This window comes from Nonomuraea insulae (genome assembly GCF_042656245.1).
The window spans coordinates 83,234-107,047 of the sequence record NZ_JBHSPA010000094.1 but is presented as its reverse complement, the minus strand read 5'-3'; the positions used below and the strand labels follow the sequence as shown (position 1 = coordinate 107,047).

Annotated in this window: 10 protein-coding genes; all 10 read right to left on the bottom strand. The window is 68.3% G+C overall.

What is annotated here, in order from left to right; genetic code table 11:
• Nucleotides 1-15 precede the first annotated feature (15 nt).
• The gene (locus ACFPZ3_RS57560) at nt 16-180 is read right to left on the bottom strand and encodes a hypothetical protein (protein ID WP_379522942.1); all 165 of its coding nucleotides are present in this window, start codon (nt 178-180) and stop codon (nt 16-18) included.
• Nucleotides 167-2,401 carry a pyridoxal-phosphate dependent enzyme gene (locus ACFPZ3_RS57555; protein WP_379522941.1) on the bottom strand — a complete coding sequence of 745 codons (2,235 nt, stop codon included), beginning with the start codon at nt 2,399-2,401 and terminating at the stop codon, nt 167-169. The genes ACFPZ3_RS57560 and ACFPZ3_RS57555 overlap by 14 nt, the downstream gene beginning before the upstream one ends.
• Nucleotides 2,398-3,918, bottom strand: a complete 1,521-nt coding sequence (locus ACFPZ3_RS57550) for an argininosuccinate lyase (protein ID WP_379522940.1) — start codon at nt 3,916-3,918, stop codon at nt 2,398-2,400. Before ACFPZ3_RS57550 ends, ACFPZ3_RS57555 begins: the two co-directional genes overlap by 4 nt.
• Nucleotides 3,918-4,715: a thioesterase II family protein gene (locus tag ACFPZ3_RS57545; RefSeq protein ID WP_379522939.1), complete on the bottom strand. Its 798-nt coding sequence runs from the start codon at nt 4,713-4,715 to the stop codon at nt 3,918-3,920. The genes ACFPZ3_RS57550 and ACFPZ3_RS57545 overlap by 1 nt, the downstream gene beginning before the upstream one ends.
• Nucleotides 4,712-4,948: an MbtH family protein gene (locus ACFPZ3_RS57540; RefSeq protein WP_379522938.1), complete on the bottom strand. Its 237-nt coding sequence runs from the start codon at nt 4,946-4,948 to the stop codon at nt 4,712-4,714. The genes ACFPZ3_RS57545 and ACFPZ3_RS57540 overlap by 4 nt, the downstream gene beginning before the upstream one ends.
• 23 nt (nt 4,949-4,971) lie before the next feature.
• Nucleotides 4,972-14,403 (bottom strand): amino acid adenylation domain-containing protein, encoded by a 9,432-nt coding sequence (locus ACFPZ3_RS57535; protein ID WP_379522937.1) that lies wholly within the window; start codon nt 14,401-14,403, stop codon nt 4,972-4,974.
• Between the two features lie 5 nt (nt 14,404-14,408).
• Entirely contained in the window at nt 14,409-18,797 is a 4,389-nt protein-coding gene (locus ACFPZ3_RS57530) for an amino acid adenylation domain-containing protein (protein WP_379522936.1), read from the bottom strand.
• Between the two features lie 310 nt (nt 18,798-19,107).
• The gene (locus ACFPZ3_RS57525) at nt 19,108-19,692 is read right to left on the bottom strand and encodes an LOG family protein (protein ID WP_379522935.1); all 585 of its coding nucleotides are present in this window, start codon (nt 19,690-19,692) and stop codon (nt 19,108-19,110) included.
• Entirely contained in the window at nt 19,689-22,877 is a 3,189-nt protein-coding gene (locus ACFPZ3_RS57520) for a non-ribosomal peptide synthetase (protein ID WP_379522934.1), read from the bottom strand. Before ACFPZ3_RS57520 ends, ACFPZ3_RS57525 begins: the two co-directional genes overlap by 4 nt.
• Nucleotides 22,874-23,791, bottom strand: coding sequence for an ornithine carbamoyltransferase (locus ACFPZ3_RS57515; protein WP_379522933.1), 918 nt, complete (start codon nt 23,789-23,791; stop codon nt 22,874-22,876). The genes ACFPZ3_RS57520 and ACFPZ3_RS57515 overlap by 4 nt, the downstream gene beginning before the upstream one ends.
• Nucleotides 23,792-23,814: the final 23 nt, after the last annotated feature.

Here is a 23,814-nt window from a genome sequence, read left to right as displayed (position 1 = left end):
GGCGCGAACGGGGTCCTACCGGACGCTCCGCACCCGCAGGATCATGAGCGCTCCGACGAGCGAGAGCAGGCCGCCGATCACGAACAGGGCCGGACAGCCGCCGAGGTGGGCGACGACCAGCGAGCCGCCCTGGGTTGCGGAGAAGATCTTCGCTGAGACTGCGGCTCTACGAGGCAGCATCGACGATCGCCACCTCGATCTCGGTGGCAGCGTCGCTGAGGGCCGTCTCAACTGCCTCCCCGGATCCACCAACGGCGATCACATACCCGAGGCGATCGGCCGCGCAGCGCGGCGGGCGCACCATGATTCCCGGTTCGGCCGTTACCTTGACCTCACGGACACCGAGCACCTTGGCCGCGCGCTCGACCCCGTGGACCTTTTCCAGCTGTCCGGGTCGGTCAGCGAGAAGAAACCGGATCCCGGCGTAACGCGCAGGCGTGTCCTGTGGGGCGGGCGAAAGCCCGATGGCTGCTCGTAGTTGATATTCCAGCAGGTCTGGGCCCCCTGCCAGACGGATGATCTCGGGGATCATCCCGCCTGCCAGGCGGGCATTGATCTCGACAATGGCCGGTCCCGCCTCATTGAGGCGCATCTCCACATGGGCCGCACCCAGGGTGAGTCCGGCGGCTCGCACTGCGGCCATGGCCGTGGCCTCAACCTCGGCGGTGATGCCCGAGGGTAGATCGGCAGGGAAGATGTGCTGGTATTCGGTGAAGTAAGGACGTCCGGTCAGCAGTTTGCGAGTGATCGCCACGCATTCCCACCGGCCGGCGCCGCTGAACACTTCGACGGATACTTCTGGCCCCGTCAGTTCCGCCTCCACGAGTGCTATGCCTGCAGCGGCCTGCCCACGCACGTTGTACCGGCTCGCCAGGATCGCTGCAGCGTGGCTGCGGGTCTTTTCCACGTTCGCGCACAGCAGCACGTCGTTGGAGCCGGAGTCGTCGGCGGGCTTCACCACGCAGGGCAGGCCCACCGCTGAGACTGCTTCGGGCACATCTGCAGCAGTCTGTACAACGGCCCAGCGCGGTTGCCGTACGCCGGCCGCGTCCAGCACGGCACGGGTCGCCGCCTTGTCCCGGCACGTCCGGACTGCTGCCTCATGATTACCGGGCACCCTGAAGCGCTCTGCCAACCGAGCGACCGCTGCAAGGTAGTACTCGCTAGTGGTGGTGATGCCGGCGAGCGGGGCGTCTGAGCCCTCTTCGGCGACGGCGGCCGCCAGAGCGCTGTCGTCGTTCGTGTCACATATCCGGACTTGCACTGCTTCGTCGTGGAGGCCGCGATACCGGTGAGGATCCTGGACGAGCAGGACAGGGCGTACGCCCAGGCGCCGCGCCACCCGCAGCGCCAGCATGCCGGTGCCAGTCGTGTTCGATTCCACGAACACCAATACCGGCCGATGGCGGCGGTTGATTACGGCCGACGACCACGAGGCCACCGGTGTGCCGTAGCGAACGCGCCGCGGAACGGGTGACACCGGCCCGCCCGTCTCCTCGTACACCGTGTCGACGTAGCGGTCGCCGCGGTCGGGGAAAATACCGACCAGTTGGGTCCCCGGCGCCGCCTCGGCGGCCAGGTGGCACATCACCTGGTACACGGAGCCGCTGGTGTTCCCGGCGAAGAGGCTCTGCTCACGCGCCAGGCGACGGGTCGCGGCGAACGCCTCGGCGTCGCTGAGCCAGTGCACCTCGTCGATCAATTCGTGATCGAGGTTCGCGGGCTGCAAGCTGTTGCCCAAACCGCTCTGCCGGCGCTCCGGCCGGTCGGGCTGTGCGAACAACATGCTGCCGACGGCGTCGACCGCGACGACGCGCACGTCAGGCAGGTGCGGCAACAGCGCCCGGGACGTGCCGCACAACGATCCCCCGCTGCCGACCGCCCCCACCAGGATGTCGAACGCGCCGAGATCCTGGCGTAGCTCGTCGGCCAGCGCCCGATAGGCCAGCGGATTGGCAGGATTGCTGTACTGGCGCGGCCAGAACGCGCCGTCCAGTTCGGCGCGCAGTTCGGCCAGCCGCTCCAGGCGCGCGCTCTGCCAGCCATTGCCGGTCATCGCCTCGACGATGTGCACCACGCAGCCCAGCGCGTGCAGCTTGGCCAGCGTGCCGGGATCGATGCGCGGGTCGGTGACGATGTGTACGGAGTGGCCCAGATGGGCGCCGACGAAGGCGAGGCCGAGGGCCATCGTCCCGGACGAGCTTTCGACGATGGGTGCCCCGTCAGCGAGTTCACCGCTGACCTTGGCGTCCAGTATGGCTTGTTTGGCCACCCTGTCCTTCATGGCGAACAGGTTCTGCAGCTCCAGCTTGGCGTAGACGGCCACGCCCTTGGGCGCCGGGACGCGCAGGCGGACCAGCGGCGTATGGCCGATGGCATCGACGACACTGTCGTAGATCACGTCGGCACCTCCGCCGGCTCCAGGCCAAGGGCGCGGTCGTTCGCGGTGAGGGCAGTGCTGCCGTTCAGGCGATGAGCGCGCCACAGACCCTTCAAGCGATGCAGTTCCTCCCGCTGCACGAGCAGCAGCTCCCGCACGGATTCCGGGTTGGTGGATCCAGACGACTGCTTGGCGGTCAGCGCACGGTCGACGTCGAATGCCTCAGCCAGGAGCGGCCCGGCCTCGATCCGGTGGCCGGATTCGGCCGCGAGCCGGGCCAGGCAGGCCGGATCCAGCCGGTCGGGTGGATGGCCGGCCTCGATCTGCGCGCTGATGTAGCGCCCAGCGACAAGCTGTGCGGAACGCCAGGGGACCGAGCACCGGAGCGTCATCAGGTTCGCCAGGGTGAAGCCGCCAAGATGCTCTCGCTGGCACGCCGCACGCATTCGCTCTGGCCGGAATCGGAGATTCTCCATGACGGCTACCATCAAGCGCAGGACCGACATCGTGTCGTCGAACAGGCCGGCCAGCGGCGCGAGCGCTTCCTTGGATACCTCGACCATGTTGGCGTACGGCGTGCTGCGCTGCGGCCCGGCGACCTCGGTGACCCCGGCGACGAGCCGCGCGGTGCGGCCGCGGATGCGTTCCAGGATGGGGAAGTTCTTCTTCTGCGGCATCGCCGAGGAGATGCCGCAGAGATCGTCCGGCAGATCGATGAAGCCGTACTCGCTGCTTCCCCACGCCATCAGGTCGGTGGCGAACCGGCTCAAGGCGACGCCGAGCACCGCCAGGTCGCCGGCCACCGCAACGGCCCAGCCGCGCGAGGCGACGGAGGTCAGCGCATGAGGTTCCGCGCGGGCGAAACCGAGGGTGAGCGCCATCCGGCCGCGGTCGACGGGCAGCTCCTGTCCCGCCATCGCGCCGGCCCCCAGCGGGCAGCGGTCGATCACCCGGTAGGTCGAGGCGAGCAGTTCGGCTGCCTGCAGGCATTCACCGGCGATGGCGGACAGGTAGAACCCCGGCGTGACGACTTGTGCCGCCTGAAGGTGCGTGTAGCCGGGCATCACCGTGTCGGTGCCGCCTTCCGCGGCGTCGATCGCGACCGCGGCCAGGGTGAGCACCGCCTCAGCCGCGTCGATCAGGCGAACCCGGCCGTCCATCAACTGGGCGCATGCCTGAATGTCGTTGCGGCTGCGGTCCACGTGCCAGGCGGGGACCGGGACGGCCAGCCCGGACAGGACGAAGCGTTCGAGCGCGAAGGCGAGGTCTGACATGTTCTCTTCGCGGTCGGCGACGAGTGCGTCGGCGTGTGCCTGGTGCAGTCGACGGGCGACAGCCTCGGCCTCGGTCCTGTCGAGGACGCCCAGTGCGACGTATTCGAGCAGCAGAGCCTTCTCGATGGCCACGTGCCACGGCAACAGCCGCCCGCGATCGCCGTCGAACTGCGGTGCCAGGATCTCCTCGTACCACGTTGTTGCCGGGATCGCGCGGATACGCCCGCTGAGTCCCGGCAGCGGGTTGCCGGCCGGCGCCGTCATCAGGTGGCCGCCAGGGTGGTGCCGACCGCGTCGACGACCGCGGGGCGGTTGTCGTTCAGGAAGAAATGGCCGCCGTCGAACAAGCGCACGTTCACCTCCGCGTTGCTGTGAGATCGCCAGCCGGACAGCTGGGCTTGTGGGGTGAGAGGGTCAGCCCGCCCTCCGAACACCGAGATCGGGCAGTCCAGGGGAGGACCGGGGACGAAGCGGTAGCCTTCCGCGGCGGTGATGTCGGCGCGCAGCGCGGGCAACACGAGGTCGAGCAGGCCGGGGTGATCGAGGATATCCGGAGGCATGCCTCCGTACCGGGTGACCTGGGCGAGGAACTCCTGCTCGGGAAGATGCCCGATAGGTGATGTGGAGGAGTCCATGTCGGGTGACCGCCGCCCGGACACGATCAGGCGGTCAGGGCCGGGTAGGTCTCGGGCGCGTAGCGCTCGGACCAGTTCGAAGGCGACCAGTGCGCCGAGACTGTGGCCGAGGAGAGCATACGGCCGGCCGGTCGCCGCGGTGCGGGCCACAGCGGCGACAGCCGCTGTGACCATCTGCCCCATGTCGGCCAGCGGTGGCTCGCCGATCCGTGACTCCCGCCCTGGCAGCCGGATCGCACTCACCGCGGTGGTCGGCGGCAGCAGGGCGGGCCAGTGGCGGAAGACCGCCGCTCCGCCACCGGCATACGGCAGGCAGAACAGGTGCATGGTGGCCGTCGCCGGCCGGGAGAGCGGTACGGCCGCGGCGATGTGTTCCGATGATGGCCTTGTCGTCGCCGGCGACATTCCCCCGGTGTGATGGATCACGCTGATGCCTGTGCAGGGCCGGCGTCAGTGGCCATCTTCATCACCAGGCTCTTGGGACGCATGTCGGTCCAGGTCTCCTCGATGTGGTCGAGGCATTCCTGGCGGCTGCCGTTCTCGACCACGGTCGACCACCCGGCGGGAATGTCGGCGAAGGCCGGCCAGAGGGAGTACTGCTCTTCGGCGTTGACGAGCACGTGGTAACGGCCGTCCTCGTTCTCGAACGGATTCGTCATCATCTTCTCCTTGCGTGGTGAGATCAGTGGTTACCGAGGAGTCGTTCGAGTTCGTGCAACTCCTCCGGCTCGAGAGGGACAAGCGAACGGGCGCGGCCGGCCAGCGCGGCCAGGGTCCGCGACAGGCCCGCGGCGATCGCGGCCGCCTCGGTTCCGTCCAGCAGAGCCTGCGGCCAGGACAGTGAGACCTCCAGCGCAGCACCGCCGGGGTTGTCACGTATGAAGGCGAGCACGTCCAGGACATGTGGCACCGTCATCCCGTCGTCCGGCCCGCTGCCCGGCACCGGCTCGTCCCAGGATGCGGACCAGGGCTCTCGTCCCCCGAGGGGAAGCCGGCCGAGATAGTTGAACCGCACCTGCGCGGGCGGTCGCTCGGCAAGGATGGGCGAGGTCGCGCGATTGAGGTAGCGCAGCAGCCCGTACCCGATCCCGTCATCCGGCAGGGCACGCAGTTGGCTCGTGACGCGGGCGACGGCCGTATCCAGGTCGGCTTCCACAGTCCCGCCCGGTGTCCCGAGGTCGATCCGCAGCGGGAAGGATGCCGTGAACCAGCCGACCGTGCGGGACAGATCCCCGGCGGCGATGCGATCGTTGCGACCGTGCCCTTCGACTTCGATCGTGACCGCCGGTTCGGCTCCCGGGCCGCGGCGGTTGGCGATGGCCAGGGCGAGGGCGGCCAGGAGGAGCTCGTGGAGACCTGCGCCGAATGTGGCGGACGCCGCGGCGGTCAGGTCCGCCGTCTCCTCCGGGGAGAGAGGCACTGCCAGCGAACGCTGGCTCGCCACCGTGTCGCGGGTCTGGTCCACCGGCCCGGCGCTGAGCGGCGACGTGGGGAGGGACATGCGTTCCCAGAGCGCCAGCTCCGCGGCCCGCTCTGGCCGGACGCTCTCCTCGGCCAGGCGGTCGGCCCAGGTACGGAACGAGGTCGGGACAGGATCGAGGACGGGCGGCCGGCCCTCCTCAGCGGCCTGCCAGGCGGACCTGAGATCTTCGCTGAGGATCCGCAGGGACACCGCGTCCACCACCAGGTGATGGAGCATCAGCAACAGCCGGCCGGGATGGCCGGCCTCGGCGTCGAACCATACGATCTGGGCCATGCGCCCGGCATTCGGCGCGAGCCTCGCCTTGGCCGCGTGGGCCTGCGCGTCGATGCGCGCGTTGAGTTCGCCGGCGGTGAGTCCTGTCACGTCGCAGCGCGTCAGGACCGACGCCGCGTCGGCCGTGCCCGGCGCGCCGACCCACATATGGTCGATGCGGCCGTCCGCGGAGCGGACCGTACGGGCGCGCAGGAGGTCGTGGTGGTCGAGCACGGCCTGCACCGCCCGCAGCAGCCCACCCTCACTGAGGCCGGCTGGAACGTGCAGCAACACCGCCTGGTTGTAGCCGTCGGCCGGACCTTGCCGCTCATCGAGCCAGCGGGCCGGCGGTGTCGGCAGCACCCGGCCGGTGCCGGGGTCGTGCTCGGCAGTGGGCGATGCCCCCGCGGGGACGGTCAGTGCCGCCAGCTCCGCGATGTCGCGGGCCTGGTACACCTGCTGCGGGGAGAGGTGCAGACCGGCCTTCCTGGCCCGGCTCACGAACTGGATGGAGGCGATGCTGTCACCCCCAAGGGTGAAGAAGTTGTCGTGGATCCCCGCCACGGAGATGTCCAGAACCTCGGCGACGAGGTCGCAGAGCACGGTTTCCGCCTTGGTGCTCGGTCTCCGGCTTGGAGCCCGGCCGTGCACCTTGATCGCCGGTAGGGCCTTTCGGTCCACCTTGCCGTCCGATGTCAGCGGCATCCGGTCCAGGGCCATCCAGAAGCTCGGCACCATGTATTCCGGCAGCTGTTCCCTCATGTGGGTGCCCAGGCTCTCCGCGGTCGGCTGCGCGCCATCGGCCCCCACCACGTACGCGGCCAGGTGTGTGCGGCCTGGCGTGTCCTCGTGCGCGATGACCACCGCTTCGCTGACACCGCCGTGGAGCAGTAGCCGGGCCTCAACCTCACCGAGCTCGACCCGGTAGCCCCGGATCTTCACCTGATGGTCGATCCGTCCGAGGAATTCGATGTCGCCGCCCGGCCGGAACCGGGCCAGGTCACCGGAGCGGTACATCCGGCTGCCGGGCTTGCCGAACGGATCGGCGACGAACCGCTCGGCAGTCAGCGCGAACCGTCGCAGATAGCCGCGGGCGACCCCGCGACCGGCGATGTAGAGTTCGCCGACGACGCCGGGCGGCACCGGGTGCAGTCGCTCGTCGAGTACGTACATGCGGGTGTTGGCAATCGGTCGGCCGATGGAGACCGGTGCCGACGGGTCGAGGTCCGCCCCGATCGGGTACACCGAACAGCCGACGACGGTTTCGGTGGGGCCGTACTCGTTGATGATGCGGGCGTGGGGCGCGATCTGCCGCCACGCAATGGCGGTCTCCGCCCGCAGTTCGTCCGCCCCGACGACGTAAGTGCGTACGGAGGTCAGCGGCTCGTCGGTCGCGAGTACCTCGCGCAGCACGTCCACATGTCCAGGCGTGATCTTCAGCAGGCTGAAGTCACCGGGACGGAGCAGCAGGCCGGCCAGATGTTCCAGGTGCGGATCAGGGGGCAGCAGCGTGACGTCCTTGCCGGTGATCAGCGGCAGGAAGAAGTTCGGCACTGACAGGTCGACGGCGATCGACCCGAGCAACGGCGCTCCGGAACGGCCTTCCATGCGGTAGCCGTCGATTGCCCACCACAGATAGTTGATCAGAGCGCGATGGGAGACGAGGACACCCTTCGGCCGGCCGGTGGAGCCAGAGGTGTACATGGCGTATACGAGGTTGTCGGGGTCGCAGACGGCCGGCGGGCTGGGATCGCCGTGGACCGCGGCCGCCCACTCGTCCTCGAGCATGACGACTGTGCCCCGGTAATCCGGGGGTAGGCGGTCGGCCAGCGGTCTTTGCGTCACCACGATCCGAGCACCGGTGTCCGCCAGGACGTAAGCCAGCCGGTCCACCGGATGCTGGGGGTCGAGAGGTACATACGCGCCTCCGGCCTTGATGACGCCGAGCACGGCGATGAGCATGTCCGGGCTGTGCTCGGCGCACACTGCCACGAAGGTCTCGCGGCCCACGCCCATCGAGCGCAGGTGCCAGGCCAGCCGGTTGGCCCTCTGGTTCAGTGCACCGTAGCTGATCTCGCTGCCGTCGGCGTCCACGAGGGCCACCGCGTCCGGCCGCCGGTCCACCTGCTCCTCGAACAGCCGCGACAGGGTCGTATCGGGCGTTGGAGCGTCCGTGGCGTTCCACCTCTGCAGGATCTGGTGGCGTTCCTCCTCGGACAACATCGCGATATCCCCGATCGGTCGCGAGGGGTCGGCCGCGGCCTCGAGTAGCACGCGCCGGAACCACCCGCACAGGCGCTCGGCCGTCGTGCGATCGAACAGGTCGGTGGCGTACTCGAGACCGCACTCCAGCCCTGCCGGTGCGCTGGTCTCCGAGAGCTTCTCGCGCAGCAAGAACGACAGGTCGACCTTCGCCGTCGCGTGGGTCAACGGGTACGGCGTGGCCTGGATGCCGGGCAGGGTGGGGGTGTCCTCTGGCCCGTGATGTAGTTCGAGCAGGATCTGGAACAGGGGATTGTGGCTCGTCGAGCGCTGCGGATTGAGCCACTCCACCAGCCGTTCGAACGGTGTGTCCTGATGCGCGTAGGCGGCCAGGTCCGTGGTGCGGATCCGGCCCAGCAACTCGCTGAAGGTGGGGTTGCCGGAGGTGTCGGTACGCAAGACCAAGGTGTTGAGGAACACACCGACCAGGTCGTCCAGCAGAGGGTGCGGCCGTCCTCCGACCGAGGTGCCGATGGACAGGTCGTTCCCCGCCCCGACGCGGGACAGGACCGTGGCCAGGGCGGCCTGTAGCACCATGAACAGGCTGACTCGGTGAGCCCGGGCGAGGCTGGTCAGCTCCGCGTGCAGCGTCGGGGGCAACTGGAAGCTGACCACGTCGCCGCGATGGCTGGCCGCTGCCGGACGTGGGCGGGCCATCGGGAGATCCTGCCGCTCCGGAAGTCCGTCCAGCGCCTGTTGCCAGAACGCGAGCCGGGCGGACAGCAGGCTGTCCGGCTCGTCGTCCCGGCCGAGCACCTCGCGTTGCCACAGGGCGTAGTCGCAGTACTGGACGGGTAGCGGCGCCCACCGAGGCTCGCGTCCGGCGACACGGGCCGCGTAGGCGGTGGTGAGATCGCGCAGGAGCGGTCCGGCCGACAGCCCGTCCACGGCGATGTGGTGGATGACGACTGAGAGGACCGACTCCGTCGGTGCGAGCCTGAACAGCGCCACCCGCATCGGCAGCTCCACGGTCAGGTCGAACTCCCGGCGCGTATGCTCGGCCACGTGGTCGGCGAGCCGCGCCTCGGTCACCGGGACGATCACCACCTCCGGGAACCCGGCGGGAACGTCGTGGACAACCTGCCGGGGCATACCGTCGACTTCGGGAAACACCGTGCGCAGGCTTTCATGCCGGCCGGCCAGATCGATGAACGCCGCTGCCAGGGCATCGGCGTCGAGGAGCCCGTCCAACCGGAAGACGAGGGGGACATTGTAGGCGTCGCGCTGATCCGTGACGCGGTTGAGGAACCACAGACCCTGCTGCGCGAACGACAGAGGAAGCACCTCAGGACGGTCGCCCGCGGTCACGGTGAGCGGAGCGTGGGCCGCCTCGGACAAGACGGGAAGCAGACCGGTCACGGTGGGCGCGTTGAAGACGTCGGCGACGGTGAGCTCGACCCCGAGGGTGCTGCGGATCCGTGCGGCCAGCTTCAGTGCGAGCAATGAGTGACCGCCCCGATCGAAGAAGTCGTCGTCGGGCCGTACCGTCTCCACTCCCAGTGTTTCGGCGAACAGGCCGGTCAGGATCTCTTCCTGGGCGCTCGGCGGGGCGATGCGGGTGACCGCCGCTGTGCTGGGACGCTCGCCGGAGCCCTCGCTCACCGGTGTGTCCACCAAGCCGACGGGCTCGGCGACAGGTGGACGCGGATTCATGCCGAGCCGGCTGATCGGCACGTCCGGTGCGGACATCCCGGCGCTGAGGAGACCGGTCACCCTGTCGCAGATATCCGTCACCGTTTCGCGTTCGAACAGGTCGGTCCGGAACTCGACGCTCCCGTCCATGCCCCCTTCCGGCAACTCCCGGAAGGTGACGGTCAGATCGAACTTGGCCGCGCCCGCCATACCCAGGTGCTCCACGGCGACCTCGACGCCCTCCAGGGCGAACACAGGGTCGGCGTTGTTCTGCAGAACCAACATGACCTGGAACAGCGGGTGCCGGGCTAGTGACCGCACCGGGTTCATGACCTCGACCACCCGGTCAAAGGGGATGTCCTGGTTGGCGAACGCGGCAATGTCGTACTGGCGGACTCGGCGCAACATGTCCCGGAACGTCGGGTCACCGGCGGTATCGGTGCGCAGCACCAGAGTATTGACGAAGAACCCGATCAGGTCGTCCAAGCCTTCGTCGGCACGGCCGGCCACCACGGTTCCCAGGGGGATATCGGTCCCGGCCCCAACGCCGGTCAGCGCGGCGGCCAACGCCGCCTGGATGGCCATGAACAGTGTCGCCTGCTCGTTACGGGCCAGCCGGACCAGCGCCGCGTGCTGGTCCGGCGGCATCCGGAAATGCACGGCATCCGCCGCGGCACCGGGTACGGCTGGCCGATCGATCCGAGTCGGCAGCGCCAGCTCCGCCGGTAGATCGGCCAGAGTACGCCGCCAGAACTCGGATTGCCGGGCTACCCGGGAACGCGGGTCGTCCTCGCGGCCGAGCAGACGGTGTTGCCAAAGCACGTAATCGGCGTACTGCACGGACGGGGCCGCCGTCTCGGCCCGGTCCCGCCGATGGGCCGCGTAGGCCGTGGACAGGTCGCGGGCCAGCGGTGCGACCGACCATCCGTCGCAGGCGATGTGGTGCACGATCAGGACCAGGACGGCTTCCTCCGGGCTTTCGACGAGCAGCCGTGCGATGAGGGGCAGATCACTCGAAAGGTCGAAGCGGTGAGCCACTGCCTCGGCCAGCATCGTGTCGAGTTGTCCCGGCTCGATGTCGATCACGTCCAGCGCGAAGTGTGCCTGCTCCGCGGGGTGAATGAGCTGGCAAGGCTCGCCGTCCACGTCGGAGAAGGTGGTTCGCAGTGGCTCGTGCCGCCGTAGAAGGTCGCCGAGGGCCGCCTGGAGGGCGGCCCGGTCGAGCTCACCGGTTATCCGCAACACGAACGGCACGTTGTACGTGGCGTTCGGACCTTCCATGCAGTGGAGGAACCAGAGCCGCTGCTGCGCATAAGACAGGGGGAGGTGGGCCGGGCGGGTCTCGGGGCGCAGCTCCGGTGGCGCGTCCGGGGCATCGTCGAGCCGCTTGGCGAGCGCGGCCGGCGTGGCGGCCTCGAACAGCGTGCGGATCGACAGATCACGATGGAACGCCGAATGGATGCGGTTGATCACCCTGGTGGCGAGCAGTGAGTGGCCGCCCAGGTCGAAGAACCCGTCATCGGGGCCGACCACCGGAAGCCCAAGCACATCGGCGAACAGCCCGCAGAGAATCTCCTCCTGCATGCTGCGAAGTTCGCGATGCTGGGTGGCCGGGGCGTGGACGGGGGCCGGCAAGCGATTGCGGTCGAGTTTCCCGCTCGCCGTCAGCGGCAACTCGTCCAGCACCAAGACCGCCGCGGGCACCATGTAGCCGGGTAGTGACCTGGCCGTAGCGGCGCGGGTCTCCGACGGGTCCACAGCCGTGCCGCGCTGGGCGACCACGTAACCGGTGAGCCGCCGATCGCCCGGGCGGTCCTCCCGCACCACGGCGACCGCCGCGGCTACGCCTTGCTGGATGGCCAGCACCGCCTCGACCTCGGCCAGCTCGATGCGGAAGCCGCGCAGTTTCACCTGCGCGTCGGCCCGGCCGATGAACTCCAGTCGCTCGTCCGCGCGGAGACGTACGAGATCGCCGGTCCGGTACATACGGGTGCCGTCGGCGGCGAAGGGATCGGCCACGAACTTCTCGGATGTCAGAGCGGGGCGCCGCAAGTAGCCGCGGGCCAGGCCGGCGCCGGCGATGTACAGCTCGCCGGTCACGCCCGCGGGGACGGGTCGCAGGCCTGAGTCGAGGACATAGACCCGCGTGTCGTCGAGTGGACGGCCGATGGGAACGGTGCCGGACAGCCGATCTCGGTCGACTGGCCCGTTCGTGGCGAAGGTGGTGGTTTCCGTGGGGCCGTAGCCGTTGACGATGGCGACGTCCGGGCAGGCGTCCAGGACGCGGTGCACCGCTGCTGCCGGCACGACGTCGCCGCCGGTCCAGACCTGACGCACAGTGCGGAAGCACGGCGCCGCCTCTTCGGCGAGCACGGTGAACAACCCCGCGGTGAGCCACAGGCACGTAATGCCGGAGTCGGTGATCAGTTTCTGGTAGTCGAGCACGTCCAGGTGGCCAGGCGGGGCGACCATGAGCTGACCGCCACCCAGCAAAGGCACCCAGACTTCGTAGGTGGATGCGTCGAACTCCTGGGGGGAATGGACGAGGACCCTGGCCTGAGCGTCACCTCGGAAGCACTGGTCCGACGCCAGGTCGACGATGTTCCGATGGGTGACGACCACGCCCTTGGGACGGCCGGTGGACCCGGAGGTGTACATGACGTAGGCCGCGTCGTCGGGCTGGACGGCGGCCCGGACCGGTACGGGCACACCGGCGGTGATGTCGGCCAGGTCTGCGGCAACGTCGGATTGGTCCAGGACGATACGCTCGATGTGCGGTGGCAGGGCCGCCGTCTGATCCCGCACCGTGACGATGACCTCGGGAGCCACGTCGTCGATCAGGAACCTCAACCGGTCGGCCGGGTGCCCCGGGTCGAGCGGCGCGTAGGCGGCTCCCGTCTTCAGCACCGCCAACAGGGACTCGACCATGGCCAGCGAGCGCGGCAGCATCAGTCCGATCACTCGCCCGGGGCCTGCCCCGTGCCGGGCGAGCAGCGCGGCCAGCCGATCGGTTCGGTCGTCGAGCTGCGCATATGTCGCCGAACCGTCGTCCGCCGTCACCGCCACGGCGTCGGGGGTGAGCCGGGCCTGCGCCTGAAAGAGCTCGTGGACGACGCCGGGTATCCGATCGGTCGCGGTGCCGGTGAATGTCCGGAGAATGGAGTCCTGCTCCTGCCCGGACAGAACTTCGACGCCGCCGACGTTCAGATCGGGGGTCTCGGCGATGGCCGTCAGCGCACGCGTGAAGCGGTCGGCCAGGGCCGAGGCCGCGACGCGGTCGACCATGCCGGCCCGGTACAACAGTGAGATCGCGATACGCGGGCCAGGGCGCACGTCCAGGGCCAGGGGATAGTGGGTGCTCTCGCGCACACGTAGATCCGTGGTCGTGAAGTCCACGGTGGACAGGTCATCGGTGCTTCCGGGCTGGTTCTCGAATGACAAGACGGTGTCGAACAACGGCCCGGTGATATCGGTGAGCCGCTGGATCGGGGACAGGCCCAGGTGTCCGTACCGCGCGGCCTCAGACCAGCTGTCCCCCAGCTCGCGGAGCATCTGTCGCAGAGAGAGGCCCGGAGCCAGGCTCACTCGGACCGGAACCGTGTTGATCAGCAGGCCGATCATCCGGTCGGCGCCGGCAAGGTCGGGGGGACGGCAGGAGACCGGCGTGCCGAACACTACGTCGTCGCTGCCGAGCGACCGGCCGAGCGCGAGCGCCCACGCTCCCTGGAAGACGGTGTTCAGCGTCACGCCCACGTCGCGCGCGCGGTTGACGAGTGCCTGGCTGAGCGTTTCGGTCAGGTCCCAGCACAGTTCGTCGGCCCCGGCTGTGACAGCCTGCTCGTCGAGGACGTCAGCGACCAAGGTCGCCTGCTCTAGACCGTCAAGGGTGCGGCGCCAGGACGCTTCGGCTCGAACTCGATCGGTCCGGCTCAGCCAGGCCAGGTACTCGCGGTAGGGAGCGGCCGGTTCGGCCGGTGCGGCCGAGTAAGCAGTGAAGATCTCATCCAGCAGCAGCCTTCCGGACCACGCGTCCAAAATGGCGTGATGCGCCGTCAGGACGAACCGGTGCCGCCCCTCCCCAAGCCGAATCAGGGCAAAACGGAGGAGCGGCGGCTTCTCCAGATCGAATCCACGAGACCAGTCGTTGTCCAGGAACCGGGTGATCCGGGCGTCGCGGCCGGCGTCAGTGAGCTCCGACAGGTCGAGGCCCTGCCACTCGGTGGTGAAGTCGCTCGGGACCACCTGGATGGGTTCTCCCGAGCCGCGGTGACGGAATCCGGCTCGGAGATTCGGACGCCGGCTGAGGGCTGTGGTGGCGGCCGACCGCAGCTCTGCGGAGTTCACGTCTCCATGAAGGTCCATTGATATCTGCACCACATACAGACGCGTGGCTTCGCGCTCGTACAGGGAGTGGAACAGGAGTCCTTCCTGAAGTGGCGACAGAGGGAGGACGTCCTCGATCGCAGAACGTCGCGCGTTGTCCATGACGATCACACCTCTCCGAGCAGGTCGGATTCCAGATCTTCGATTTCGCGTTGGCTGAGTGAGCTCAGAGACAGGTCCGAGGGCGTCAAGGCCGTAATACCGGGATGTGCGGCGTGCTCGATGATCGCCCGGAGCGCGGCGAACCATGCCTCGCCCACCTCGGGTATCAGGCCGGGCCGAACGGCGGCGGGCAGCCATCGCCAGGTGGCGCTGAACCGGGGGCCGTCAGGCAGGTCTTGGGTGACGGCATTGATCTCCACCGGGTGCACGACCGGAGCGGTCGGATCGACGTGGTCGTTGAGCGCGTCGCGCTCGGGAATCAGCGCCCAGTCGCGGTCGTGGCCCGCAGGGAAACGGCCCATGTAGTTGAAGCGGATCGGTGGTCTGGGGCGTGCCGCGAGGATCGGCGCGGTCCGCGGGTTGAGGTAACGCAGCAGGCCGAAACCGAGGCCTTTCCCTGGGACCTGTCGCAGCTGCTCCTTGATCCGCTTGAGCGCGCGGCCGGGATCGGCTGTGCCGGGCACCAGGCGAACCGGGTAGGCGCTGGTGAACCAGCCCACGCTGCGGGACAGGTCGACGCCGTCGGCGATGGCTTCACGCCCGTGGCTTTCCAGCTCCAACAGCACTGCCTTGGCCAAGACGTGCCCCGGGTCGGGTGCGCGGCCCGCCAGAGCCATGGCCAGACCGGTCAGCAGTACGTCATTGAGTTCACACCCCAGTACCTCCGGCACCGCGTACAACTTCTTCGTCAGCTCGGGGGACAGGTCAAAGGTGGCCGACACCATCGCCCCCATCCGGGGCTCCGCCGGATCTGCCACCTCGCGTACGAAGCCGATAGTGGGCTGGTCCAGCATGTCGAGCCAGAAGGGCAGCTCGGCTTGGCGATCCGCGTGACAGGCCGTCGCGTGAAGCAGGTGCGCCCAGCGGCGGAACGAGGTGTAGGGGCCGATCAGCTTCGGTTCCCGGCCCTGCCGGATCGCCTGCCAGGCCGTGGCCAGATCGTCGGTCAGGATGTGCCAGGACAACGCGTCGGCGGCCAGATGCTGGACGACCAGAGCGAGCCGGCCGGTCGCTGACCGGCCGCGGTCGAACCATACCGCCTGCAGCAGACGGCCCTGACGCGGGGAAAGGCGGTTCCTCGCCATGACCAGTTCATCGTTGATCGTCCTTGCCAGCTCGGTATCGGTCAACGTACAGGCGTCGACTCGGGTGAGACACTCGGCCGCAGGCACGCTGCCGGCCGGGAGCACCTCGAGTGCGTGGCTCTGTTCTCCGTTCGTGGCGACCATCGACAGGCGTAGCCCGTCGTGGGTGTCCAGCAGAGCCTGCAAGACGCGCTCCAGCGCGTCAATGTGCAACTCGGATGGGGTTCGCATCACCACCGACTGGCTGAAGTCGTCGATCGGTGCATCCCACTCGACCGACCATCGCACGATTGGGGTGGCGGGCAGGAAACCGACCTCGATGTCGTCATCGGCCAGCTGATCGGTCTGAGCCGCTCGCGCCACGGATGTCAGCTTCGCCACCGTCTGCAGTCGCAGTACCTCGTCGGGCTCGATCAACAGGCCTTTGTGGCGTGCCACGCCACACAGCCGGATCGCCGTGATGCTGTCGCCGCCGAGGGAGATGAATGGGTCGCTGGTGCTCACCGATTCCAACCCCAGCACCTCAGCGAACGCCTCTACCAGGATCTGCTCCTGTGCCGAGCCCGGGGACTGGCCCGCTTCGCGTTCCTCCGCTTCGGGCTCAGGCAGGGCAGACCGGTCGAGCTTGCCGTTGGGCGTGGTCGGAAGGCGATCGAGGAGCACGATGTCAGCCGGCACCATGTGCTTCGGCAGCGTGCGTACCGCTTGCGCGCGGATCTCGCGGATCAGCCGGGTACGGCGAGCGGGCGCCGCCGGTTCGTTGGCCGGCACGGAGCGCGCGAGCGGGACCACCTCGACCGGGCCGACGGAGGCAAGGCTGTCGACCAGTACCGCGTCGAAAGCGTCGGAAGCCTCGTCCGACCACGTCAGGTGGGTCTCGTAGCCGTGGCCGATCCCCAGATCCCGTAGCGCCCGCGGATCCGTGCCGCTCTGGGGGCCGACGATCGCTTGCCGGGCCCCCGCGAGGTCACCGGCGTCGAGCAATCGGGCCGCGGCGACGTCTGCTGTGAGTCGTGCGTTAGGAATGCCGTACAGCCGCACTGCTCTCGGTCGCCGCAGGCCCAGCCGGTGGTCCAGGGCGGTCAAACTCACCACGTCGTCCCCCCAGCGCAGGGCCGCCGGCGCTGGGGACGGGTGTTCGGGCCCCTTCCGTATGATGACGTCGTAACGGTATCCGGTCAGCTCGTTGTGGCCGCCGTCCGGCTTCAGCAAGACTTGGACACTGGCGACCTCGGCCAGGTGGTTCCTGATCGTGGCGAAGAACCCGGGGTCGAGGAGCAGCTCTCGCTCATTCGCCATCCCGTGTTCCACCAGGGCCGCCACAGCGGCTGGCCGGGCGTCCGGCAGGGCTCGCCGCACCTGGATGCCGGCGTGCAGGGCCCGTGACAGGCGCAGGTTCCGCAGGTCGCCCAGGAACAGACGACCGCCGTCGGGCAGAAGATTCCAGGCTCCTGCCAGGACTTTGATGACGTAATCGATATTCGGGAAGTACTGGACCACAGAGTTGAGGATCAACGTGTCGAAGAAGCCGTCCGGCAGGCCGGTGAAGTCATCGGCCGGCTGCGCCATGACCCGCACCTTGTTGATCCATTCGGGCCGGGCGTTGATCGAGCGTCGCAGGTATTCGATCGCCTGGTCCGACAGATCGGTGCCCCAGTAGCTCTCGCATACATCTGCGAGCTGGGAAAGAATCAATCCATTGCCTACGCCGATATCCAAGATACGGCGCGGTTTCAAGGCGGTGATCTGCTCTACCGTCACTTGCCGCCACAGACGCATCTCGTCGACGGGGAGCCGCTGACCGGTGTAGCTGCTGTTCCAACCCTCGAAGTCGTCGCCGAGGGGGCGCTGTGAGCGCCGGCCGTAAAGGGACTCGTTCACCTGTCGCCATGCGTCGACGACGTCCTTGTCAGGGCGGTCGCCGTGGGTGACCGTGATGGGCACGACGTACGCGATCAATCGCTTGACACCCGGACGGTCCTCTCGGACCACGACCGCGACGTTCCGCACCGCAGGGCACGCGGCGATCGCCGCCTCGACCTCGCCCGGCTCGATGCGAAAGCCGCGGATCTTCACCTGCTCATCGACCCGGCCGAGAAAGTCCAGTCGGCCATCGGGTCGCCGGGCGGCCAGGTCCCCAGTGCGGTACATCCGCGCCCCGGGGATGCCGAACGGATCGGCGACGAAGCGCTGCGCGGTCAGCCCAGGCCGGCGGAGATAGCCTCGTGCCAGCCCGATGCCGGCGATGTAGATCTCACCGGTCCGGCCAGGACCGACCGGGTTCAAGTTCTCGTCAAGCACATGGACGGCGACGTCGGAGATGGGGCGTCCGATCGATGGCTTGACCCCGGCGGTGAGTGAGCCGGACATCGTGGCCATGACCGTGGTCTCGGCTGGGCCATAGCTGTTGAACATCCGGCGCCCCGGGGCCCAGAGCGCGGTGAGTTCGGCTGAGCATGGCTCACCGCCGACGATCACGGCTCTTACGGTGGGCAGGTCCGAGGGTGACATCGCGCCCAAGAGGGTGGGCGGGAGCGAGATGTGGGTGAGGTCCAGACCTGCGAGCTCGGCGGAGGAGATCAGGCCCCGAGTGCCCGCCACAACCAGGGTCGCGCCGCTCAGAAGCGCCAGGCACAACTCCCAGAACGCTGCGTCGAAGCTTGGCGAGGCACAGTGCAAGACCCGGCAACCACGGCCGATGTCAAGCAGCTGGACCTGTTCGCGACTGAAGTTCGCGATGCCGACGTGCGGAACGAGGACAGCCTTGGGACGTCCCGTAGACCCTGAGGTGTAGATGACGTAGGCCGGATGATCGACGGCCAGCGGGATCGTTCGTTCGGCGTCAGTGAGATCTTCCTCCGGTGCTTCCGCGTCGGCGAGGAAGGGGAGTGCGTCGACTTCCCAGACCGGGCAGGTAGTATCGGGCAGCCGTGGCGCGGTCAAACCGTTGGTGAGCACGCCGGCGGACTGGGCGTCCTGGAGCATGAAAGCGATGCGGTCGGCGGGGTAGTCCGGGTCGACGGACAGGTAGGCGGCGCCGGTTTTCAGCACGGCGATGACCGCCACGACATGCTCCGTGGAGCGCGGCAGCGCGAGGGCCACCACCCGCTCGGGTCCGATGCCCAGCCCGACCAGCACGCGTGCGAGCCGGTTGGCTCGGATGTTGAGTTCGGAGTAGGTGAGCGTCTCGGTCCCTGAGACGAGGGCGGGTGCCTCGGGCGTCCGCGCCACCTGGCGTTCGAACAGCACGGGGAACGGCTCCGGGGGAACGCACAAGACCAGGGCCGGTGAAGCGAACTGGGCACGGCCGTCGCTGGGCTGCTGCCTATCGGGGAGACCGGCGAATCTGGCCGTATCGCCTGAAGGTCCATCGACGACCCCGTCGCCTATCTGCCGACGTCCTGCCTGTTTCCTGTCGTGCGGCATGAGATGCTCCCATGAACTCAAGTGCGGGTTGATCCAGAGTCCGACTCGGTGCAGGCATGATCCCTATGCCGGTGGGACGTGCTGTGCACATCCACCGGCCCGGAGCCCGTACACGAATCCGGTAGCGGTTCGCCTATACGTCCGACGGCGAGACAGACGCGGTCGGATACAGGCGGGCCAGGACACTGTCCACCGTGGTGACCTCGGTGACCAGCGCGCGGTCGGCCGAGGAGATGAAGCCGCAGTCCAGCGCCTGATCCAGCCAGGTGAGCATGGGATCGAAGAACCCGCCGACATTGGCCACGGTGACCGGCTTGTCATGCAGGTCGAGCTGGGCCCACGTAAGGACCTCCATCAGCTCCTCCATGGTTCCCATGCCTCCGGGCAGGGCGACGAAACCGTCGGCCAGCTGGTACATCAACCTCTTGCGATCGTGCATGGAGCCCACTACGTGCAGCTGCGTAGCGAAGCCGGCGGCTTGCTCGCGTTCCAGCAGGTGGTGGGGGATGATGCCGGTGACGTGGCCGCCGAGAGAAGCGGCCCCCTCGGCGAGGGCACCCATGATGCCGGTCCGGCCGCCCCCGTAGACCACGTCGATATCGTTCTTCGCCAGGCTCTTGCCCAGTTGAGTGGCGAACTCCATGTACTGGGAGGAACTACCGGGCCGGGATCCGCAGAACACGCATACCCGGAACCTTCGAAGATCTGACGCAGTCATGGCGACTCCAATGAAGTGACCTGCTTTTGCCTGGGCCGCAGCGGTGGCTTGGCCGCGGGTGCGGTGCCAAGGCACATGGCCAGGTCCGCCACCCTGGGGGTTTCGAAGATCTGGTGGATGCCGACCTCTGCACCGAGGTCTCGCCGGATGCCGTTGGCCAACCGGATGGCCGACAGCGAGTCTCCGCCGAGGTCGAAGAAGTCGTCGTCGACGCCGACCGCGTCGATGCCGAGAATCTTGGTGAACAGCGCGCACACCGCTCGCTCATCGTCGGTGCCCGGCGAGCCGCCACGACGCGCCGCCCCATAGTCGGGCGCCGGAAGCGCGTCCCGATCGAGTTTCCCGTTGGTCGTCAACGGCAGGTCCTGCACCAAGACGACGGCTGCGGGCACCAGATAGTGAGGCAATGATCGGGCGGCCCGACGGCGCAGGGTGACGGGGTCGGCATCCTCCCGATCATGCGGAACCACATAGGCGACCAGGCGCTTGTCGCCGGGACGATCCTCACGGATTACCACGGCGACCCGAGCGATCTCGGCCAGGCGAAGAAACGCGGCCTCGACTTCGGCCGGCTCGACCCGGTGGCCGCGGATTTTCACCTGGTCGTCGGCGCGGCCGGCGAATTCCAGCTCACCATCCGCGCGCCGCCAGCCGAGGTCACCTGTCCGGTACATCCGGCTACCCGGTGGCCCGAGCGGGTCGGCGACGAACCGCTCGGCGGTCTGGCCCGGCTGACCGTGATACCCGCGGGCGACGCCGGCGCCCGCGATGTAGATCTCGCCCACCACGTCCGCAGGCACTGGACGGAGCCCGGTGTCCAGCAGGTAAACGCGTGTGTTGTCCATCGCCGTTCCGATCGGGACCGTCGTCCCGAAGCTGCTGGGGTCTTCGACGGTCCTGCGTGTGGCGAACACGGTGGTCTCGGTCGGGCCGTAGACGTTGACCAAGGCCAGTCCCTGCACTTCGCGCAGCGCACGGCGGAACGTGGCGACTGGTGCGGCCTCCGCCCCGCTCCAGACCTCCTGCAATCCGGTCAGGCAGGAAGGGTCGTCCTCGACCATCGCCGTGAGTAGCTTCGCCGTCAGATACATCCCCGTGACGCCATGCTGACGGATCAGCCGACGGGCGTCGGCCGGGTCGAATCGTCCCGGTGGGGTGAGGATGATCGTGCCGCCGTGAGCCAGCGGAACCCACGTCTCGTAGGCGGTGGCGTCGAAGGCGGGCGGTGAGTGTCCCAGCACCCTGGTCTGGCTGCCGTTGCGCCAGCCGCGGTCCAGGACCAGGGCCACGAGGTTCTCGTGGGTGTTCACGATGGCTTTGGGACGGCCGGTGGAACCGGACGTATAGGTGACGTAGACGCTGGTGTGCGGCAGCACCGGTGTGGCGAGCTCGTCGTCGGACAGGTTGGTGTCGGACTGGATGGCCCACGCCTCAGCGGTTGACGACGAATCGAGGACCAGGAGGGGAGCCCCAAGGTCCGCCAGCCCTCCAGCCAGTGCCTCGTGCGTGACAACGCACATGGGCTTGGCGTCGGCCAGCATCCGTGCGACGCGCGGACCGAGCTCGTCGGCGTTGAGCGGCAGGTAGCAGGCGCCGGTTTTGATGACCGCCAGCATCGCGACCACCATGTCGGCGGACCGTTCGAGGGCCAGAGCCACGATGCGTTCGGGCCTGGCACCGCGAGCCGTCAGCAGACGGGCCAGACGATTGGCACGTTCGTTCAGCTCCTGGTACGTCAGCGTCTCGGTATCGGTGGCGATCGCGAGGTGCGCGGGTGCGCCGGCCGCCTGCGCCTCGACGAGCCGCGTCAGCGAGACGGCGGGTAATTCGGCGTCGGCGTGGGCCCATTCCTGTCGAAGCCGGTCGAGATCGGATTCGGAGAGCAACCGGGTGGTCCCGACGGACCGCTCGGCGGAGCGGGGAAGCTCAGTGAGCAGGGCAGCCATCTGGTCACCCATGGAGTCCACCACCGAGCGGTCCATGGCTTGCGGTGTGTAGGCCAGGCGCATCCGCAGTTGCGGACCGGGCGCGGCCTGGAAGGCGAGCGGATAGTGGGTGCCGTCATCGGCGGACAGTACCTCCACGACCAGTTCGTCGATGACGGCTGCGGCATCGCCGAAGCTGTCGGGATGGCTCTGGAACGAATACATGGTGTCGAACAGCGGTCCCATGTCCATCTGATGTTGGATCCGGCTGAGCCGGACATGATGGTGGGAGACCAGCCGCGACTGCGTGGCCCACAGCGCCTGTAGCGTCTCGCCCCAGGTTTGTTGCGGATGACACCGCACGCGGACCGGGATCGTGTTGACGAGCAGTCCGATCATCCGGTCGACGTTCGGGATCTCCGCCGGGCGCCCGGAGACCGTCGCCCCGAACAGCACGTCGTCGTGGTTCGTCCGACTGGCCAGCATCACGCCCCAGGCACCCTGTATGACGGTGTTGAGGGTCAGCCCGCTTGTACGCGCGAAACCGACGAGGCGGGCGGTGGTATCCGCCGGCAAGGTCAGATCGAGCGACTCCCTCCCGCCGTCGTCCGCATCGAAACCCGGGGCGATCAAGGTGGGCCCGTCGACGCCGCGGAGCTCGTCCAGCCAGGCCCGCTCGGTCGCCGCATGGTTCTGCCGGCTGAGCCAGCCGAGGTAATCGCGGTATCGCGGCCCATCAAAGGGCCGGACCCGGCCGCGTCGATCGTCCTGATAGAGGTCGAACAACTCCTGCATGAGCAACGGAGCCGACCACCCGTCGATCAGGATGTGGTGCACGGTCAGCACGAGGCGGTGGATCTTCGGAGTCAGTTTGATCAACGCGAACCGCAGCAGCGGCGCAGCGGTCATGGAGAACGGACGCTCCCGCTCTTCGGTCCTGAGCCGGGGGAGGTGCGTTTCGGCGGAGGCCGGGTCACCGGACAGGTCGACGAGACGCCACGGGACCTCCACATCCCGCACGACGACCTGAGCCAGCTCGCCGCCCCGGCGCTGCACGAACGCCGCGCGGAGGTTTCCGTGTCGCCGGACCAGCTCGTGGATGGAACGCCGGAGGGCTTCGAGATCCAGGGGCCCGCTCAGTCCCAGCACCCATTGGCCGACGTAGACGTCGGCTTTTGAGGGATCGTAGTTGGCGTGGAACCACAGCCCTTCCTGTAATGGCGTGAGCGGCAGGACCTCTTCGATCAGCGGGGTCTTCATCGGCACACGCACCATTCGAGGATCGCCATGGCGGCCGCGTACTTGTAGAACGCCTGGCGGAAGACCCGGCTGCGGGGACCATCGATCACCTCGGCGGTCGTCTCATCACCACGTACAGCCGGCAAATCATGCAGGAAGATGCTACGTTCGCCGCCAATTCGGGCAAATAGCGCGTCGGTCACTTGATAAGGCAGGAAATGGCTCCGCCACTGCGGATCCGCCTTGGGCACGCCCATCTGGTTCCACCGGCTGGTGTAGATTGCGTCGACGGGACCGATCACCGCGTCCAGGTCGTGGCCGTGCTGAACGCGGTCCTGAGCGCCGTGCTCCCGCAGCCAGGCCGGCAGGCCGTCTGGGATGCCATACCCCTCCGGGGTGATCAGTGTCAGCCGGAGGCCGGGTGAGAGTGCGACAGCGTGCGCCAGTGACATCGCCGTGCTGTTTCCTTCACCCACGTAAAGCACATGACGACCGGCCACGGTTCCGAACTCCGCACGGAGCATTGTCAGGTCGGCCAGTGCCTGGGTGGGGTGCTCGTGAGAGCTGAGCGCGTTCACCACCGGTAGGTCGGCAGCATCGGCGAGCTCGGCCATCTCTCGTATCTCGCCGTTCGTGCGCACCACGATGGCGTCGAGATAAGCGGCCAGCACGCGGGCGGTGTCGGCGAGCGACTCGCCGGTGACGAGTTGCAGGTCCTCGGGACCGTAGCTGATCACATCGGCGCCCAGCGCCGTGGCGGCACGCCAGAAGGCGGTGCGGGTCCGCGTGGAGGATGTGGCGAAGTAGATGCCGATGGCACGACCGGCCAGCACTTGCGGTGTTCGCGGTGTGCGGGCCAGTTCGACAGCCCGGTCGACGAGTGCGGCGACCTCCTTTGGCTCCATATTCGACAGGGAGAGCAGGGTTCGCGCCATGGTGGCCTCCTCGGGGCTCAGAA